Raw genomic sequence first — 17481 nt, forward strand, 5'->3', positions numbered from 1 at the left:
TCAGAGGCGACGGACTTTGAACTTACGTCCCTTGATCTTGCCTTTGGTCAGTTGGTCCAGTGCTTTGCGGGCGACAGGTCGTTCGACAGCGACGTAGGCAGAGAAATCAAAAATATCGATCTTACCCACCTGCTGTCCTGAGATACCCGCATCGCCAGTGAGGGCGCCTAGAATATCGCCTGGGCGAACTTTCTGTTTACGACCGCCTGCGATACAGAGCGTCACCATCAGCGGTTTGGCGGGCAGCAGTGGCTGAGTGCTCGGGATCGTTGGTGGATTCTTGTAGATGATGCTCTGATCGGTGTATTCCTCAATCGCGGTCACCTTGTACTGCTCGCGCTCAGAGCAGAGGCTCAGCGCCAAGCCGGATTTACCCGCACGCCCGGTACGACCGATGCGGTGCACGTACACTTCCGGATCGCGCGGCAGGTCAAAGTTGACCACCAGATCCAGATCTTCAACGTCGATACCACGCGCAGCGACATCGGTCGCCACCAGAATCGAGCAGCTACGGTTGGCAAAGGTGACCAGTACCTGGTCACGGTCGCGCTGCTCCATGTCGCCTTGCAGGGCAGAGGCTGAGAAGCCCGCATTTCTAAGCGCCTGGCGCAGATCGCTGCACTGTTGTTTGGTGTTGCAGAAGATCACACAGGAGATCGGGTCGTGCTTGTGCAGCAGCTGTATCAGCGTGGGAATTCGTGCGTCTTTTTCCAGGCGGAAAAACTGCTGCTGGATACGGCTTTCCTGCGGCTGTGCTTCAACCGTCACCTCAACCGGTTTGTTCTGGAAATCTTCGCTCAGCTCGCGGATGGAATCCGGGTAAGTGGCGGAGAACAGCAGCGTCTGGCGGTCCCTCGGCGTTTGTGCGGCGATATCGAGAATATCCTGGTTGAAACCCATCTCCAGCATACGATCAGCTTCATCCAGCACCAGCGTATGCAGCATTTCCAGGTTGAGGGTGTGCTTGCGCAAGTGATCTTTGATACGCCCCGGGGTGCCCACAACCACGTGTGCGCCGTGTTGCAGCGAGCCGATCTGTGGACCGATGGGCTGTCCGCCACACAACGTTAGCACTTTCACATTAGGTTGGTAGCGTGCCAGACGGCGTAACTCTTTTGCCACCTGCGTCGCCAGTTCACGGGTTGGGCAGAGCACCAGCACCTGAACACGGTAGTTGCGTGGCTGAAGCTTGGTCAGCGCGCCAATACCAAATGCGGCAGTTTTACCGCTGCCGGTTTTTGCCTTGGCGATAACATCCTCGCCGACAAGGATCTGCGGCAGGCTGGCGGCCTGAATTGGTGTCATGCCGGTGTAACCGATCTGCTGCAGGTTATCGAGCAGGGTTTCTGGCAGGTTCAGGCTGGAAAATGGGGTCTTGGTCACGGTCGACTCGCGGGTTGAATCAAACCGGCTATTTTACGCGCTTGCAGCAGAGGCATAAAGCGCTTTCAACAATCCCTCAAAAGGGGGACGGTGTGGCTTTGTATTTCTGTTAATGTATTAAGTATTGTTTGCTCGGAGCAAAAAGGAAGGACGCTGTTTTGCTGGAAATTCTCTCGATAACGACGCCGGTTTTTCTGCTGATCGCCTGTGGCTATGCGGTGGTGCGGGTGAATCTCGTGCCGCAAGCAGCAATACCGGGCATGGGTACCTTTGTGGTCTATCTGGCCCTGCCTGCGTTGCTGTTCAACGCCCTGTCTGGCCGACCAGTGGCCGAGGTGTACAACAGTAGCTATCTGCTGGCGTTTGCCGTGGGTTCCATGGCCGCATTGCTCATCAGCGTTTTCATCGCGTGTAAAATGCGGGGTGTAGCATTGCAGCGTGCTGCCTTTATAGGGTTGGGCAGTTCCCTCTCCAACAACGGCTTTATCGGTTATGCATTGGTCACCCAACTGTTTGGCACGCTGGGTGTGGCTGCGGCAGCGCTGTCGATGCTGGTTGATCTGGTTCTGCTGATACCGGTCACCTTGATACTGGCCGAGTGGGCGTTGGATGGTCGAGCCCAGATACAAGATGCACTGTTCACAGCGTTCAAAAAGACCCTGCGCAATCCGCTGGTACTGGCGATCGGTTTGGGCTTTTTGGCGTCTGCGATGCAGTGGCAACCACCCGAACCGGTACAACACACGCTTGCGATGCTGGCATCTTCAGCGGCACCGCTGTCCCTGTTTGTGATTGGTGGCATGCTGGTGGGTATCTCGGTATCCGGACAGAAAACTGATATCGGTCACATGGTGGGGTTGAAACTGATCCTGCATCCGCTGCTGGTTGCGCTGATGGTGTGGTGGTTACCAGCGTTTGAGCCTGTGCTGCAGTTAAGTGCGGTGTTGCTGGCCGCGGTGCCGATGGCAGGGGTGTTTCCCCTAATTGCTCAGGCATACGGGCAGCAGCAGATCTGTGCTGCCGCCCTGGTCAGCGCAACCCTGCTCTCTTTCCTGAGCCTCAATGGGGTATTGTTGTTGATGGATCACCTGGGTTTGCTGACGGTATTGTCCGGTTAGGGATCAGTCTGAAGGGAAGTCCCAACCGCTTTCGTTGTTGTCCGGTTGTTGGATATCGTCGAATGCGTCCAGTGCCTTGCCCAGATCCCACTGTTTGCGCATCGCATTCACAATGACATTGATAACAAAGCTGATCGCGACATATTCCGCGACCTCTGGCAGGTAGGGGATGTTGATCTTTTCATTTGCCAGCTTGGAGAAGCTGCGCACAATGCGCTGTGCTTCTTCATCATCAATGCCTTCCGGTAGGCTGCGGATCAGGTCGTACACCTCATTGGGGAGGTTTTCATAGAGAAAGCCATCAATTTTTGTCACGATTTTGACCAGGATTTTCTGCTCCTGATCTTCGGAGAAGAAGATCGGAATGTCGATTTTCTTGTTCAGACTGTTGGCGATGGCCACAACTTCTGACTGACTTAAGCGGGCGCGTTTTTCCTGTGGCGCATAGAAATCACTAAGAATTGCCTGGTACTGAGCATCGGTGAGCGTAATGGTGGTCATGATGAACTCCCTGTGCGTTGAGTATGACGGTATGGGAGTATCTGGCACATTCGGGAGGGGAAAACTGCAGCACATCCTGTGTCAGAAACATCCCTGTATCTGAGGCACTGCCAGCAGCCTCAACTGCTTTTTTACGCCTGTTTTTGAGGGTGGTCAAATGTTGAACAGTTTGGGTGTTGCCGTTGGCGTTTATGTGGCTGTAATGTTTAACGTGCGTTCATGGAAAAAGCCCATATAATTCAAAACCATGAGTGACTGGTATGTATATATGCTGCGGTGTGCTGACAATACGCTGTACACCGGCGTAACCACCGACCCTGAACGGCGCCTGCGCGAGCACAACGGTGAGGTGAAAGGGGGCGCGCGTTATACCCGTACCCGCCAACCCGTGACAATGGTGTGGCAGGAAGCCCACGCCAACCGCTCGGAAGCCTGCAAACGCGAAGCGCAGATTAAGCGCATTTCAAAAACGGCAAAAGAAAAGCTGATCATTGAAAATACTTGATATTTCAACGAGACAAATTCACAAATTATCCTTATATTTTGTGGGTATTATTCGCGGTAAGTTTTATTGCGTTAATGTTGCAGTTATATGTGGAACTGCCGATAGCAAGTTTCTGTTATGAGCTTTGCACAGCTAATGTGTAGCTCGTGAACAGACGTTTGAGTCAATCAGTCGAGTTGTCGCAATAGGCGGAAAACAGTGTGTCTAGCTTAAAAAGTGATAGTGAAGTCCGGCTGAACGAAAGCCCCATCGACAGTGATGTGAGTGAGGAGAACAGCGCCTTGCCAACCAATCAACTGGTGATGGATGAATTGGCGTTCAACCGTTCGTTGCTTGAACAATACAAGCATGCGGTGGATATCAGTTCTATCGTGTCAAAAACCGATCCGTACGGCGTAATCACCTATGTGAACGATCAGTTCTGCAAGGTGTCCGGTTACAGCCGTGAAGAGCTGGTGGGCGCTACCCACCGTCTGATTCGTCATCCTGATAATGATCCACTGCTGTTTCGCGAGATGTGGCAAACGATTCGTAGCCGCCAAAGCTGGCAGGGTGTCATCAAGAATCAGCGGAAAGACGGCAGTGCGTATTACGTGGATTCGCTGATTCTGCCGGTGCTTGATCCGGATGGAAAAATTGCCGAGTTCATGTCGATCCGCACCGACGTGACTGATCTGATCGAGCAAAAATCCGTTATTCAGCGGCATTACACCGATCCACTCACCGGCCTCCCCAATCGACAAAAACTCACTGACGACTTGGCCGAGATGGACGAGGTGACTTGTCTGTTGATCGATGTCTGCGACTTCAGTGAGATCAACGAATACCACGGTTATCAGGTGGGTGACCGCTTATTGAAAGCGCTGGCCCGGATGATGAGCCGTCTGATCCGCTCTGACAGCGTGCTTTACCATCTGGGGGGTGACCAGTTTGCGGTCCTGACCCGCCAGAGCCTGAGCAGCAACCAGTTGGCGTATATGTGCAAGGAGTTGGCACGCCGTATCGCCCAGTATCCTGTCGGTGTGGGTGAGCTGAAGTTCCCGATCAGCGTGGTGATCGGTGCCGCGTGCGGTGCCAATGCGCTGATCGAAGCGGATATTGCTCTGCACAGCGCACAGGAGAAGGAGCGCACCTACGAGATCTACAGCCCGGGCTCTCGCCTGACCAAACGTATTGAAGACAATATCAGTTGGGTGGGGCGTATTCGTGATGCGATACGACACGACCGTATCGAGGTTTACGTCCAGCCGATCATCGATGCGCTGACCGGTCACGTAGAGAAGTACGAGTGCCTGATGCGCCTTAGAGACGACGAAGGAAATTTGCACTCGCCATATGCCTTTCTGGAAGCGGCAAAACGGGCGCGTTTGTACGAAAATCTGATGCAGATCGTGATCTACAAAGCGTTCCGTCACTTTAGCGAACGAGACGATGATTTCAGTATCAACCTGACTGCCCGTGATATCTACAACAGTGAAACCGTCGCCATGCTGCTGGACAAGGCCCTCGAATATGGTGTGGCTGAGCGGCTGATCATCGAGATTGTGGAGTCTGAAGGGATCGAAAACTATGAGAAGGTGCTTGATTTCATCGACCGGGCGAAGAAGATCGGTTGCCGTATCGCGGTGGATGATTTCGGATCCGGTTACTCCAACTTTGAGTATCTGCTGAAGCTGGATATCGACTACATCAAGGTGGATGGGTCCCTGATCAAACACCTGGACAGCGACACCAACACTCAGATGTTGTCGGACATGATTGTCTCGTTCGGGCGCAAGATGGGCGCTGAAACCGTAGCGGAATTTGTCCACAGTGAAGAGGTCAAGCAGACCGCCATTGTGTTGGGCTTTGACTACCTGCAGGGTTACCACACCGGTAAACCGATGTCGCTGGACGAGATCTGATCCCGTCCAGCGATACCCGTTCTATTTTCTTTCTATTCTCTCAATCAACGCAGCACACGGGTCATAAAGACGGTGTCTTTCACCGCGCTGCCGTTGCTGTTATTCAGTGCGAACTGCATCGGCTGGTTGCCGTTCAGGTCCGATGTGTTGGCACAGATTCGGTACGGCAGCCACTGGTTCAGTTCAGACGGATTCACTTCGCTCAGGCCGTTCACCGCAACCTCAAAGTCAGCATTTACATCCACCCTGATCGCGTCGGTGGTACCGGTGAACGATTCCACTTTAACGCGATAAAGGTTGCAGACCGTGCCGTCATCCAGTTCCTGCACCAGCTGCAGGCGGTCACGACGGATCTCCACCAGAATCTCGGTGCGTTGAGTGAAGCCCCACAGTACGGACCCTGCGGCAACAAGCATCACCAGCATGTAGGTCAGCAAGCGCGGACGCCAGAGCGGTGAAGCCTGCTTCAGCACCTGGTTTTCCGAGCGGAAGGCGATCAGGCCTTTCTCCCGACCGGTTTTTTCCATCACCGCATCACAGGCATCGATGCAGGCACCACAGTCGATACACTCGTACTGCAGGCCGTTACGAATATCGATGCCGGTAGGGCACACCTGCACGCAGAGACCACAATCCACACAGTCGCCCGCTTTGGTGCCATCGTCCTTGTGGGAGCGGTGGTTGCGCGGCTCGCCGCGCACAGCATCGTAGGTTACGGTGCGGGTATCACGGTCGAACATCACCCCCTGGAAGCGGGAGTACGGGCACATATGGAAGCAGACCTTCTCGCGGACCAAACCGCCGTTTACGTAGGTCAGGCTGGCCATCATGATGATCCAGAACAGGCTGTAAATAGACAGCTCTAGTGCGGCCATATCGGCCACCAGTTCACGGATTGGCACAAAGTAACCGGTGAAGGACAGTGCGGTAACAAACGCCAGTACTGACCACAGCAGGTGCTTGAGAATTCGGCGACCCAGAATGGAGCCCTGCAGCGGTTTCTGCTCGTTCTTGCGGCGCTCGCTGGCACGCCCTTCGGTAATTTGCTCGATACGGATAAAGAGCCAGGTCCAGATGCTCTGTGGACAGGCGAATCCACACCACAGGCGTCCCCAACCCACGGCCATAAAGAATAACAGCGCGGTACCGGCGATCATCAGGCCCGCCATCAACGGCAGGTCAGACCAGGAGAATTCGGTACCAAACAGGAAAATGCGGTGTTGGCCAAAGTCGAATAGCAGCCAAGGCTGGCCATCTACCTGTATCCATACTAAGGCAAAATAGAGGAACAAGAGACTACCGCTCACCAGACGACGCAGGTTCTGGTAGAAACCCTGGGTCAGGCGCACGTGGATCTTACCGCCGACGGCAGTGGTGGTGGATGGTTGGTTTATGACGGGGATGGGCTCCATCGAGGTTCTCCGTTGGGGAAGCCGTTTGCTCACGAGAGAGGCGGGAAGCTGTCTCGTCGGCCTCTGGTTTTACTTGTGCGTTACTCTATACCGATGCAAAAATAGGAACAGGTATAAAAAAATAAACTTTTTAGGGTACAGATTGTTCAATGGGCCGTTTTTTGTACCGCTCGCTGGAGCAAGGCATAGCAGAAGAGATCGAGCAGGGGCGTTGGCAGCCGGGGGATCGATTGCCCTCGATACGCGCGCTTGTGCAGACCCATGGTTTATCCAAAACCACAGTGATGCATGCGCTGAATCGTCTTGAAGCCCGAGGCTTGATCGAATCCCGGCCAAAAGCCGGTTTTTTTGTACGGGCCCAGTACAAACCTATGAAAGTTGTGGTGCCACCTGTACCGGAAGCTCCGGCGCCGGTACCGGTTTCCGTAAATGCCGTGACCCAGGAGTTGATGTGCCGCAGCGCTGCGTTTGATATCTCGCCCAGTGCAGGTATGCGTGATCCGCTGACACCGGGTTTGTTGCAGCTGAATCGTACTGTGGCGCGGGAGCTACGCCGCCAGAAGGGCTTGCATCAGTATTATGACGAGCCTGCAGGAAGCCAGCAGCTGCGCGAAGTGCTGGCGCGTCGCTACAAGCGCCAGGGCTGCCAGGTGGAAGCGGAAGACTTTACTATTACCGCGGGTTGTCAGCAGGCGTTGTGTTTTGTGCTGATGACGCTGTGCCAACGCGGGGATCTGGTGGCTGTGGAATCGCCCGGTTTCTACGGTGTATTGCAACTGCTGGAGGCACTGGGCTTGAAAGCGCTGGAGATTCCCAGTGATCCACAGACAGGGATGGACTTGGATGTATTAGCGCAGGTGGCCGAACAGTGGCCGGTAAAAGCCTGCGTTGTAACGCCTTCCTATGCGACGCCAACCGGGGCGTTGATGCCGTTGGAGAATCGTAAACGTCTGTTGGCACTGGCGGAGCAGCATGATTTCCATATTGTCGAAGATGATATCTATCGCGAACTTGCCTTTGACCATCCGGTCTCACCGCTGCAGGGATTGGATCGGACCGGGCGGGTGCTGTTGTGTGGCTCTATCTCCAAGACTTTATCCCGCGACGTACGTGTCGGTTGGGTAATCTCCCGGCAATGGCAGCCGGAAATCCAGCGCTTGAAACTGGTCACATCCCTGGCGACCAGCCGTTATGTGCAGCAAGGCCTGGCCGCATTCATTGAAGAGGGGGGCTATGACCGGCATCTACGCCGCTATGTACCCAATCTTCAGGCGCAGCGGGATGAATTGATCCGATTTGTTCAGAATGAGTGGCAGGTGCCTTGTGTAACCCCGGTGCCTCAGGGTGGGCTAACGTTATGGTTACAGTTACCGGAACAGATTGACTCAATGAAGGTCTATGCCCGGGCACGCGAACGGGATGTGCTGATTACTCCCGGTGCCCTGTTTACGGCCACCAATCAGTTCAGAAACTGCCTGCGTGTAAGTTATGCACATCCCTGGAGTGACGAGCGCATTCAGGCACTGCAGGCACTGGGTGGGATCTTGCAGGATGCTCAAGTGGCTTGATTGAAATGTTATATTGTATCATTTAGGCTTCAGTTATCCTTTTATCAACAGAGTTTTGGAGTGGTTTATGGCTCAGATCAGACAGAAACAGAAAGCATTTGTATCCGGCGTGATGTTGTCTTTGCTGACGGCTACGGTGCAGGCGCAGGGACTGGACGATCACGGCGATGACCACGGTGGCTCGTTGGGTGCGCATGTACATGGCATTGCGTCGTTGAATATGGCTTTGGACGGTAAGTTTCTGGAACTGGAGTTCCACACACCGGCCGCCAACATATACGGTTTTGAACACGCCCCGCGTACCGAAGAGCAATTTACACAGGTGCGTGAAGCGCAGCGCACTCTGCAGCAAGCGAACAAATTGTTTGTGCTGACCCATGCCGCAGGTTGCCGTCTGGGCCGTGTAGAGCTGGAGCAGAGCTCGGAAGAGGGGGAACACCACGAAGCGCATGCCGGGCATGAGCATCACGAAGAGAAGCACGCTGACCACGACCACCACGCTGAGCATGCAGCCCACGATAAACATGAGAAGCATGATGACCATCATGACGATCATGGGCATCACGAAAAGCATGATGATCACCATGAAGAACATGCTTCCCACGAGAAGCACGATGACCATGATGATCATCACGCCCATAAAGAGCACGCGAAACATGATGCTCACGGCAAAGATGAACATGACCACGCTCATCACGACAAGCATGACGACCATGATGATCACCATAAGCATGAAGAACATGCGCATCATGTAGGTGAAGAGAATGGTCACAGCGATCTGAGTGTGCACTACTATTACCAGTGCAGTGCGCCGGAAAAGCTAAACAGCCTGGAAGTGGGTCTGTTTAAAGCGTTTCCGGCCCTCGAAAAGCTGAATCTGCAGCTGATTACACCACGTGTGCAGCAGGGTAAAACACTGACCGCACGCAGTTACCGCGTAGATTTCTAAGGAGGTTGGTGTGCAGGCAGCCATAGAGCTGGAACATCTGAAGTTTGGCTGGAAACCGGGCGAAACCCTGCTGGATATCGATAAGCTGCGTGTGGACCGCGGCGAACGCGTATTCCTGCAGGGGGCGTCAGGGAGTGGCAAAAGCACCCTGCTGAACCTGATCGGTGGTGTGCTGGAGCCGGATGCCGGTGGGGTTCACTTGCTGGACATTACCCTGCGTGCGTTGAGTAAAACCCAGCGTGATTCGTTTCGGGCCAACCACATCGGTTTTGTCTTTCAGATGTTCAACCTGCTGCCTTACTTAAGTGTATTGGAGAACGTCACATTGCCGTGCCGTTTCTCCCATGGCCGTAAAGACAAGGCGGTCTTGCGGGACGGCACGGTGGAGGAGTCCGCCTGCCGTTTACTGGATCATCTCGAGCTGGGCCACGATGAACTGCTACGTCGTCCGGTAACGGACCTCTCTATGGGGCAGCAGCAGCGTGTGGCGGTGGCGCGGGCACTGATTGGCTCGCCGGAGATTGTGATTGCCGATGAGCCGACCTCCGCACTGGATGTGAACAATCGAGACCGCTTTATTGAACTGCTGCTGCATGAGTGTGAATTGCAGGAAAGCACGTTGATGTTTGTCAGCCATGATCCGGGCCTGCACGATCATTTCGACCGGGTGATCGATCTACACCACCTTAATCAGAACGGGAGCAAGCTATGATTCTGCTCCGTCTCACCGCCCGTTCGCTCTGGCACCGTCGCACCACGGCTCTGCTCACCCTGATTACCATTGGTTTCAGCGTGATGCTGTTTCTGGGGGTGGAGAAGGTGCGCACCGAAACACGCAACAGCTTTGCGAACACCCTGTCAGGGGCGGATCTGATCGTGGGCGCACGCAGTGGCCAGATTCAGTTACTGCTCTACTCGATCTTTCGCATCGGCGATGCGACCAGCAACATCTCCTGGCAAAGCTATGAGTTGGTGAAGAACCATAAACAGGTCGCTTGGACCGTGCCTATCTCGCTGGGGGATTCCCACAAAGGCTACCGGGTACTGGGTACTACAGAGGGCTATTTTGACCACTACCGCTACGGTAACCGGCATCTGCTGCGCTTTGAAGAAGGGCGCCGTTTTGAAGGCTTGTATGACGTGGTGTTGGGAGCAGAGGTCGCTGACAAGCTGGGTTATAAGATCGGTAGCAAAATTGTCGTCGCCCACGGCATCGGTAATGCCAGCTTCAGCAAACACGAAGATAAGCCGTTTCGTGTGGTCGGTATTCTGGAACGTACCGGCACACCGGTTGACCGCACGCTGCACGTGAGTCTGGAGGCGCTGGAAGCGATCCATATCGACTGGAAAGCGGGTGTCCGTATTCCGGGTAAAAATGTGTCTGCTGAAGAAGCTGCCCGTTTGGAGTTGCAGCCCAAACAGATCACCGCCTTCCTGGTAGGGATGAAGTCCAAGGTGGCCACCTTCCATCTGCAACGCTCCATCAACAACTACCGCAAGGAACCGATGCTGGCGATATTACCCGGTGTTGCCTTGCAGCAGCTGTGGGATATGGTGGGCATAGCGGAAAAAGCGTTGATGCTGGTATCCGCCATTGTGGTGGTGGCCGGGCTAGTAGGCATGCTGACGGTGATTCTCACCAGTCTTAATGAACGGCGCCGTGAGATGGCTATCCTGCGGTCGGTGGGCGCACGTGCCTGGCAAATCCTGTTGTTGCTTGCGCTGGAGTCTGCGTTGCTCACCTTGTTGGGGGTTGGTTTCGGGATATTTCTGCTGTACGGTGGCATCGCCCTGGCACAGCCGATACTTGAAAGTCATATCGGAGTTTTCATACCTTTAACACCTCCAAGCATCTATCAATGGAAACTACTTGGGCTGGTTGTTGTCTGTGGTACGTTGGTAGGATTAATTCCGGGCTACCGGGCTTACCGCTATTCCGTTGCTGATGGTATGACAATTCGTATCTGAGCAACGCCTGATTACGTTATCTGGTACCGCTCTATGCAGATCAAGCTTCAATCCATTTTTCGAACCCTCCTGCTTACCATCAGCCTGGCTGTAGTGTTACCGGCGCAAGCTGAAGAGCAGCCAGCGGAAAAACCGTTAACCTTTAACGGGGAGCCGGTGCAGGTCCTCAACTGGGAAGAGCTGATGCCAGCAGACTTTTCGCTGGATGCATTGTTAGGTAATCCTGATGAGATTAGTATGCTGGACGACCTCGATCCTGCTGCTACTCAGTATATGGACCAGATGATGGCTGCATTGGCCTCAGCGCCGGTAGTGCCAGAGATGGACGGCAAAATGGTGAAGGTGCCAGGTTTTGTGGTGCCGGTGCAGGGCGATGGCCTCAATGTGACCGAGTTTTTCCTGGTGCCGTACTTCGGCGCCTGTATCCACGTGCCACCGCCTCCGTCCAACCAGATTATCTACGTGCGTTTTGAACCGGGTACCAAGGTGGAAAATCTGTACGATGCGATCTGGGTAACCGGCAAACTGGAAACAGAAGTCACCACCCATGAATTGGCCTCCTCCGGTTATAGCCTGGAGGCGTTTGTGATCGAACCGTACGAAGATCTCTATGAAGAACCGGTAGATGGAGAGGTTCAGAACTGATCGGTAAGTGATCGTTACGGTCAGAGCACCAGCAAACGATCCGCCAACTGTGTCACATCCTCCTGTTGGTGGGTTACCAGCAGCACGGTTTTTCCCGCCTGTTTCGCCGTCCGTTTTACCCAATCCGCTGCCTGATGCCGCGTATGTTGGTCGAGTTCGGCAAAAGGTTCGTCCAGCAGTACGATTGGTTCCGGGCGCAGCAGTGTGCGGATGATGGCGATGCGCTGGCGTTGTCCGCCGGATAACTCCGTTGGTTTCTTCTGCAGCAGTTCATCCACGTCTAGTGCTTTAGCGGCCTCAAGCAATACTTCTGTTGGTGCCGGGCCTGGAAAGCCAAGCTGCATATTGTCCAGTGCGCTCAAATGTTCGAACAGGTTATGATCCTGAAACAGCATACTCACCGGGCGCTGATCGGCGGCCAGGGGGAGCAGCGATTGGCCTTGCCAGCGCATATCGCCCGATGTGGTTTCCACAAATCCGGCCAGGGCACCCAGCAGCGTTGATTTACCCACACCGCTACGCCCCTGAATCGCCAGGATCTCACCTTCAGCGACAGCCAACTGGTAGCGCAGTGCTTGTCCGTCACGCTGTATGACAAGGTTGTTTATTTCAAGCATGGTGCCGCACCCGTTCAAAAGCCCAGACGATCAGGGCACAGATAGATAATAACAGCATGGAGGCCAGCGATGCCTCGGCGATCCGGTAGCTGCCCGCATAGCTGTAGATCAGCCAGGGCAGGGTGGTCCAATCACGGTTACCAAAGATGGAGAAGATCGCCACGTCGCCGATGGCCAGCAAGAGAATCAGGGCAAAACAGCTGATAAAGGTTGCCTTGATAAACGGCCACTGGATCGTCCAATGCTGCCAGGGACTGAGCTTGAGGGATCGACCCAATTGGTAATACTGGGCATCGTATTGCAGCAGTCTTGGGCGTAGCTGCTGTATTGCAAAAGGGATCACCAGCGCAGCATTAAGCACAAACACCATCACCATGCCGTAGCGGTCCAGGTCAAAGTGGGGCAGTAACAGCACGTAAAGGCCCACCGAAATCACCATCGCGGGTGCCACTAGGGTGTGGGTGGATATCCACTCCAGTACTACAGCACGGCGGCTTTGTCGTAGGCGGCGGGCTTGCCGGATGGGGGCCAGGATCATCAGTGCAAACAGGATCGCCACAAGTGCCGCAACCACGGCAATGGCGAGGCTGGTCAGGGTCGGCTGCAGTAGTGCCATCGGCTCAAAACGACTCAGGTCACTCTGGGTCAGTCCCGGAATCAGCGCAACCATCGGCAGCAGCAGACAGCACCAAGTGCTGACATAAATGCCCCGGTGAAGGTAGCGCGTCAGTGGGCTGGGCTTGGGTGTGTGTTCGCGGGTGAGTGTATCTACCGCGAGCCAGTTGCTCTGCCCCAGGCGGGAGATCAGCAGAAACAGTGATCCGGCGATCAGGAGTTGGGTCCAGGCCAGGGTCAGCGCTTCGGGGATATTGAAGTCGTATTTCAAAGCCTGATAGATCGCAACTTCCAACGTGGTAGCTCGTGGGCCACCGCCCAATGCCAGTACCACGGCAAAGCTGTTAAAACAGAGCACGAAGATAAAACCGCCCAGCTGCAGCAGTGTACTCTGTACCATCGGCAATTCGATTCGGCGCAGTCGCTGCCAGGGTGTCATCTTCAGCTGGGTTGCCAGCTTCCAGCTCAGGTCCGGAATGTTGTTCAGTTGCTGCAGTAACACCCGCACGGCAAAGGGCAGGTTCAGGTAGACGTGGGCGATCAGAATGCCGTTCAGCCCATACAGGTTCCAGCCTTCACCCAGCATGGGCGTTAGCAGGCCATCCCGCCCAAGCAACGCCACCAGACCAGTGATTAGCACCAAGGTGGGCATTACAAAGCAGAGGATACAGAGGCTTAGGAAACTGCTTTGAAACGGTAGCGAGGGCAGGTAATACAGTGCCCTCGCTACCGGCCAGGCAAGCAGCACGGAGATCAGGGCACTCAGTAGTGCCTGCTTGATCGAGAACAGCAGGATCGAGTGAAAATAGTTGTCCTGCAGCAGTTGCCAGTCGGCACCCTGACCACTGAAACCGATCAGGCCATAAAAGGCCAAACCGGTCAGCAGCATAATCAGGGTGAGGGCAACGAGGCCGGTATTGTTGGCCGTATGGGTGCTCAAGGTGGGTGCTTACTGTGCCGCGGCGTTGCGCCACTCGCGCAGCCAGCCTTTGCGCTGCTCGGCCATTTCCGCCGGGCTGAAACCGATACGCGTTGGTTTCACTAGCTGGTCAAAGGCGTCTGGCAAATCAATGCCATCACGTACCGGTAGCATCCAGTTAGTCACAGGGATGATCTTCTGAGCTTCGTCGGAGGTCAGGAAACCGACAAACTGGCGCGCCAGCTCCGGGTTGTCTGTAGTTTTGGTGATTGCTGCCAGCTCGATCTGGGCAACATGACCTTCGCTGAACAGCGCCGCTTTGTAGTGTCCGGTCTGTTCGGTAACCAGGTGGTATGCCGGTGAGGTGGTGTAGCTCAGGACGTAATCTGCACTGCCTTTCAGGAACATGCTGTACGCTTCCCACCAACCTTTGGTCACGGTCACGGTATGGCTGGCCAGTTGCTGCCATGCAGTTGCGGACTGGTCACCGTACACGGATTTCATCCACATCATCAGGCCCTGGCCTGGGGTGCTGGTGCGTGGGTCCTGATAGATTACCTGAGCATCGGACTCCACCAGTGCTTTCAGGGAGGTTACCGGTTGCTGGATCTTGCGGCTGTCGTAGACGAACGCGAAGTAGCCGTAGTCGAAAGGTACAAACGAATCGTCAGACCAGTTCAGCTCTGCTTTCAGACCGTCCAGCTGTTGATTGTGCGGCTGGATCAGACCGGTGGCGCGGGTCTCCTCCATCAGTGCATCGTCGATGCCCAGAATTACGTCCGCTTTGGTTTTGTCGCGCTCGATGCGCAGGCGGTTAAGGATGCTGACGCCGTCTTCCGCACCCACGAATTCGATGTCACACTGACAGTGCTGCTCAAACGCTTTCTCCAACTGCGGGCCCGGACCCCATTCTGAGATAAACGAGTCATAGGTGTATACGGTCAGATCTGCTGCATTGGCAGCCTGAGTGAGGGACAGACCCGTAACCAGAGTGCCGATCAGACGCAGGGCTTTGTTCATGTAAACCTCGGAGTTAAGAGACGGCGGCAGGATTGCGCGCTAAACTGCGCCGAATTTTACCCCTAACGATAGACCTTCGTCATGCCCGTGTCAGAATTCGACTCCGTCAATCAATACCTTAGCGACAATTGTCAGCTTCCCACTCCCCAATGGCAGCCGTTTGCAGGCGGGAGCAGCAATAGGTTGTTCAGCACCCAAACTGAGGACCGCTCATTGATCCTGCGTTTTAACGCGCCGGATCCAGTAGCGTTTGGTGTAAATCGCAATCGGGAAGCGGCGATCCTGGCGTTGATAAGTGAATTCCCATGGGCCCCGGATGTTGTCGCCAATGACCCGCAAGCGGGATGGTTGCTGATGGATTGGCATGGGGAGCGTCTATCAGCACCGTTGGGCGAACCCGAACAGAGTCAGTTGTTAACCAGCGTTGCACAGTGGCAGACGATCAGCAGTAATGACCCGGAATTGCAGATCGATTACCAGGCTCTGTTTGACACTTTTCGGCCCCAGGTGAAAGACCTGCCGATGGAGCAGCCTTTGCTGACCTTAATCGACGGTGCGCTGCGGGTACTGGATTCTCTGCCCAACGTAGAATCGGTTCTGACCCATCATGATCTGCACCCGGGCAACCTGTGTTCAGACGATGGACGTCTGGTTGTGGTGGACTGGGAGTATGGCGCAATCGGCAACCCCTGGTTCGATCTGGCCGCACTCAACCTCCACTGTGGGATCAAGGCCGAACAACTGGCGATGCTGCCCGTGGTAGCTTCACTGGAAATGGACGAGTTGCAGCGGGGACTGCGACGGGCGATCTGGTTGCTAAAAGTACTGGAAACACTCTGGTACTGGGTGCGTGGCCTCAAGGGCACCAATATCACCATGAAGCAGCTGGTCACGCAATCCATCGAATTGCTGAAACAATAAACCAGACGGGTAACAGACTCCTCTTTTGGTCGTACCAGTTGCAATTTTGGTGGGGCAAAGCGTTGATATTCAAGCCTGTTTCGGGATAGTAACGGAACACTCTCACAGATCGTAATGGAGAACCTGCATGGAACAGGTTGTTGAAATCATACTGGCATCCGGCCGATCCGCTATCGACATGGCATTGTATATCCTGATGCCGATTATGGTGGTGATGCTGGCCCTGATGAAGTTGATGGATGCTAAAGGAGTCCTGGCCGTCTCTGCGCGTATTCTGGCGCCGTTTGTGAAAGTGTTTGGTGTACCTGGGTTGGGCGTGTTTGCCATGCTAAAGATGCTGCTGGTGAGTTTCTCTGCACCGGTGGCAACCCTCAGCCTGATGCACAGCAATGCAATGGCGAAGCGCAAAATCGCCGCTACCTTTGCGATGCTGTTGCCGATGTCCCAGGCGAATGTGGTCTTCCCGATGATGGCGGTCGGGTTGGATATGCCGGTTGCGATCGCTACCTCGTTGCTCAGTGGTTTCTTTTCGGCCGCATTGGCCTATTACGTTCTGATGCCCGCCAGCAAAGAGAACGATCCGGTGGTGGAACCCACCTATCCCGAAGCCCACAGCAAGAAGTCTGTTGTGCAGATCCTGTCGGATGGTGGCCAGGAGGGGATGAGAATCACTCTGGCGATGTTGCCGATGCTGATGCTGGCGATCTGCCTGGTTAACGGTCTGCGCGAAACCGGTGTGATCGAATGGCTCAGTGGTGTGTTGGCACCCCTGATGGCGCTTTTGGGCTTGCCGGAAGCAGCGGTATTGCCGTTGGTGACCAAATATATCGCTGGTGGCACCGCGTTTATGGGTATCACTCTGGACCTGATGGATCAGGGGCTGATCACCGCACAGGAGCTGAACCGCATGGCGGGCCTGGTGACCAATCCGCTGGATATCGTGGGTGTTGCGGTACTGGCTGCCGCGGGTAGCCGGGTGGCCGATGTCGCGCGCGTTGCCGTGATCGCCGGTTTTGCGGGTATCGCGCTGCGCAGTGTGATCCACCTGCTTATCTTCTGATCGCGGACTACTCCGCTTTAAATACTTACCTCGTTCCTATGCTCCGCGTAGGAACGCATATTCAGTTTGTCTGGTTTCGTATGGCACTTCCACACGGCCGCCCACGGAGTGTAAAAGGAATCGATAGCTGGCTCTCTTACTCAGTTCGGAAATGATTTAGTATGGGGAACCGCAGCTATCCGGCTGCCCTTTAACCGTCTGACCGAATTCGAGATCTATGCATTTTCCAGACAGCAAGCTGCCGAAAGTCGGCACCACTATTTTTACTGTGATGTCCCAGCTCGCCAATGAGGCGGGGGCGATCAATCTGTCCCAGGGTTTTCCTGATTTTGACGGCCCGGAGTTCCTGCGTCAGCGGGTGGCGCACTATATCGAG

At 54.8% G+C, this 17481-nt stretch carries 16 protein-coding genes and 1 pseudogene; 11 read left to right on the top strand and 6 right to left on the bottom strand.

The genetic code is table 11. The features are described 5' to 3' along the window. The gene (gene dbpA, locus ACEQ15_RS02005) at positions 1-1383 is read right to left on the bottom strand and encodes an ATP-dependent RNA helicase DbpA (RefSeq protein ID WP_370277358.1); all 1383 of its coding nucleotides are present in this window, start codon (positions 1381-1383) and stop codon (positions 1-3) included. 158 nt (positions 1384-1541) lie between these two features. Here dbpA and ACEQ15_RS02010 point away from each other — a divergent pair, with 158 nt between their 5' ends. Further along, entirely contained in the window at positions 1542-2501 is a 960-nt protein-coding gene (locus tag ACEQ15_RS02010) for an AEC family transporter (protein ID WP_370277359.1), read from the top strand. 3 nt (positions 2502-2504) lie between these two features. Here the strand turns inward: ACEQ15_RS02010 and ACEQ15_RS02015 are convergent, their stop codons facing one another. Next, positions 2505-3002 carry a hypothetical protein gene (locus ACEQ15_RS02015; protein WP_370277360.1) on the bottom strand — a complete coding sequence of 166 codons (498 nt, stop codon included), beginning with the start codon at positions 3000-3002 and terminating at the stop codon, positions 2505-2507. A gap of 268 nt (positions 3003-3270) precedes the next feature. Between ACEQ15_RS02015 and ACEQ15_RS02020 the strand changes: the two genes are divergently transcribed. Then, positions 3271-3507, top strand: coding sequence for a GIY-YIG nuclease family protein (locus ACEQ15_RS02020; protein ID WP_370277361.1), 237 nt, complete (start codon positions 3271-3273; stop codon positions 3505-3507). 200 nt (positions 3508-3707) lie between these two features. Continuing rightward, complete coding sequence (locus ACEQ15_RS02025) at positions 3708-5411, top strand: EAL domain-containing protein (protein WP_370277362.1); 1704 nt, start codon at positions 3708-3710, stop codon at positions 5409-5411. Between the two features lie 44 nt (positions 5412-5455). On the opposite strand, the gene ccoG is transcribed toward ACEQ15_RS02025, so the two are convergent. Further along, complete coding sequence (gene ccoG / locus ACEQ15_RS02030; RefSeq protein WP_370277363.1) at positions 5456-6823, bottom strand: cytochrome c oxidase accessory protein CcoG; 1368 nt, start codon at positions 6821-6823, stop codon at positions 5456-5458. 149 nt (positions 6824-6972) lie between these two features. Between ccoG and ACEQ15_RS02035 the strand changes: the two genes are divergently transcribed. The 5 genes from ACEQ15_RS02035 (at position 6973) to ACEQ15_RS02055 (ending at position 11953) form a co-directional block, all read left to right on the top strand. Then, positions 6973-8391, top strand: a complete 1419-nt coding sequence (locus ACEQ15_RS02035) for a PLP-dependent aminotransferase family protein (protein WP_370277364.1) — start codon at positions 6973-6975, stop codon at positions 8389-8391. A 67-nt stretch (positions 8392-8458) separates the two neighbouring features. Then, positions 8459-9340 carry a DUF2796 domain-containing protein gene (locus ACEQ15_RS02040; RefSeq protein WP_370277365.1) on the top strand — a complete coding sequence of 294 codons (882 nt, stop codon included), beginning with the start codon at positions 8459-8461 and terminating at the stop codon, positions 9338-9340. A 10-nt stretch (positions 9341-9350) separates the two neighbouring features. Next, positions 9351-10052, top strand: a complete 702-nt coding sequence (locus tag ACEQ15_RS02045; RefSeq protein ID WP_370277366.1) for an ABC transporter ATP-binding protein — start codon at positions 9351-9353, stop codon at positions 10050-10052. Then, positions 10049-11308, top strand: a complete 1260-nt coding sequence (locus ACEQ15_RS02050; RefSeq protein ID WP_370277367.1) for an ABC transporter permease — start codon at positions 10049-10051, stop codon at positions 11306-11308. The genes ACEQ15_RS02045 and ACEQ15_RS02050 overlap by 4 nt, the downstream gene beginning before the upstream one ends. Positions 11309-11341: 33 nt before the next feature. Further along, positions 11342-11953 (top strand): DUF3299 domain-containing protein, encoded by a 612-nt coding sequence (locus ACEQ15_RS02055; RefSeq protein ID WP_370277368.1) that lies wholly within the window; start codon positions 11342-11344, stop codon positions 11951-11953. A gap of 20 nt (positions 11954-11973) precedes the next feature. On the opposite strand, the gene ACEQ15_RS02060 is transcribed toward ACEQ15_RS02055, so the two are convergent. From ACEQ15_RS02060 to thiB, 3 genes are read right to left on the bottom strand one after another with little or no spacing between them, the layout of a single operon-like run. Further along, positions 11974-12570 carry an ATP-binding cassette domain-containing protein gene (locus ACEQ15_RS02060; RefSeq protein WP_370277369.1) on the bottom strand — a complete coding sequence of 199 codons (597 nt, stop codon included), beginning with the start codon at positions 12568-12570 and terminating at the stop codon, positions 11974-11976. Next, positions 12563-14125 (bottom strand): ABC transporter permease subunit, encoded by a 1563-nt coding sequence (locus ACEQ15_RS02065; protein WP_370277370.1) that lies wholly within the window; start codon positions 14123-14125, stop codon positions 12563-12565. The genes ACEQ15_RS02060 and ACEQ15_RS02065 overlap by 8 nt, the downstream gene beginning before the upstream one ends. Before the next feature lie 9 nt (positions 14126-14134). Then, the gene (gene thiB / locus ACEQ15_RS02070) at positions 14135-15124 is read right to left on the bottom strand and encodes a thiamine ABC transporter substrate binding subunit (RefSeq protein ID WP_370277371.1); all 990 of its coding nucleotides are present in this window, start codon (positions 15122-15124) and stop codon (positions 14135-14137) included. Positions 15125-15205: 81 nt separating this feature from the next. On the opposite strand from thiB, the gene ACEQ15_RS02075 reads away from it, so the two are divergent. The 3 genes and pseudogenes from ACEQ15_RS02075 to ACEQ15_RS02085 form a co-directional block, all read left to right on the top strand. Further along, positions 15206-16045 carry a phosphotransferase gene (locus ACEQ15_RS02075; RefSeq protein WP_370277372.1) on the top strand — a complete coding sequence of 280 codons (840 nt, stop codon included), beginning with the start codon at positions 15206-15208 and terminating at the stop codon, positions 16043-16045. A 127-nt stretch (positions 16046-16172) separates the two neighbouring features. Further along, on the top strand, positions 16173-17105 hold the full coding sequence (locus tag ACEQ15_RS02080) for a nucleoside recognition domain-containing protein (protein ID WP_370277373.1): 933 nt from the start codon (positions 16173-16175) through the stop codon (positions 17103-17105). Positions 17106-17322: 217 nt separating this feature from the next. Beyond that, positions 17323-17481: pseudogene (locus tag ACEQ15_RS02085) on the top strand (aminotransferase); the annotation flags it as partial.

It is taken from the genome of Pontibacterium sp. (genome assembly GCF_964228735.1).
Taxonomy (GTDB): Bacteria; Pseudomonadota; Gammaproteobacteria; order Pseudomonadales; family Balneatricaceae; genus Pontibacterium.

Excerpts from the sequence above, each read along its gene's own strand:
- ccoG (WP_370277363.1), bottom strand. The coding sequence starts at position 6,823 with ATGGAGCCCATCCCCGTCATAAACCAACCATCCACCACCACTGCCGTC.
- thiB (WP_370277371.1), bottom strand. The coding sequence starts at position 15,124 with ATGAACAAAGCCCTGCGTCTGATCGGCACTCTGGTTACGGGTCTGTCC.
- ACEQ15_RS02055 (WP_370277368.1), top strand. The coding sequence starts at position 11,342 with ATGCAGATCAAGCTTCAATCCATTTTTCGAACCCTCCTGCTTACCATC.
- ACEQ15_RS02020 (WP_370277361.1), top strand. The coding sequence starts at position 3,271 with ATGCTGCGGTGTGCTGACAATACGCTGTACACCGGCGTAACCACCGAC.
- ACEQ15_RS02015 (WP_370277360.1), bottom strand. The coding sequence starts at position 3,002 with ATGACCACCATTACGCTCACCGATGCTCAGTACCAGGCAATTCTTAGT.
- ACEQ15_RS02050 (WP_370277367.1), top strand. The coding sequence starts at position 10,049 with ATGATTCTGCTCCGTCTCACCGCCCGTTCGCTCTGGCACCGTCGCACC.
- ACEQ15_RS02060 (WP_370277369.1), bottom strand. The coding sequence starts at position 12,570 with ATGCTTGAAATAAACAACCTTGTCATACAGCGTGACGGACAAGCACTG.
- ACEQ15_RS02080 (WP_370277373.1), top strand. The coding sequence starts at position 16,173 with ATGGAACAGGTTGTTGAAATCATACTGGCATCCGGCCGATCCGCTATC.
- ACEQ15_RS02075 (WP_370277372.1), top strand. The coding sequence starts at position 15,206 with ATGCCCGTGTCAGAATTCGACTCCGTCAATCAATACCTTAGCGACAAT.
- ACEQ15_RS02035 (WP_370277364.1), top strand. The coding sequence starts at position 6,973 with ATGGGCCGTTTTTTGTACCGCTCGCTGGAGCAAGGCATAGCAGAAGAG.
- ACEQ15_RS02040 (WP_370277365.1), top strand. The coding sequence starts at position 8,459 with ATGGCTCAGATCAGACAGAAACAGAAAGCATTTGTATCCGGCGTGATG.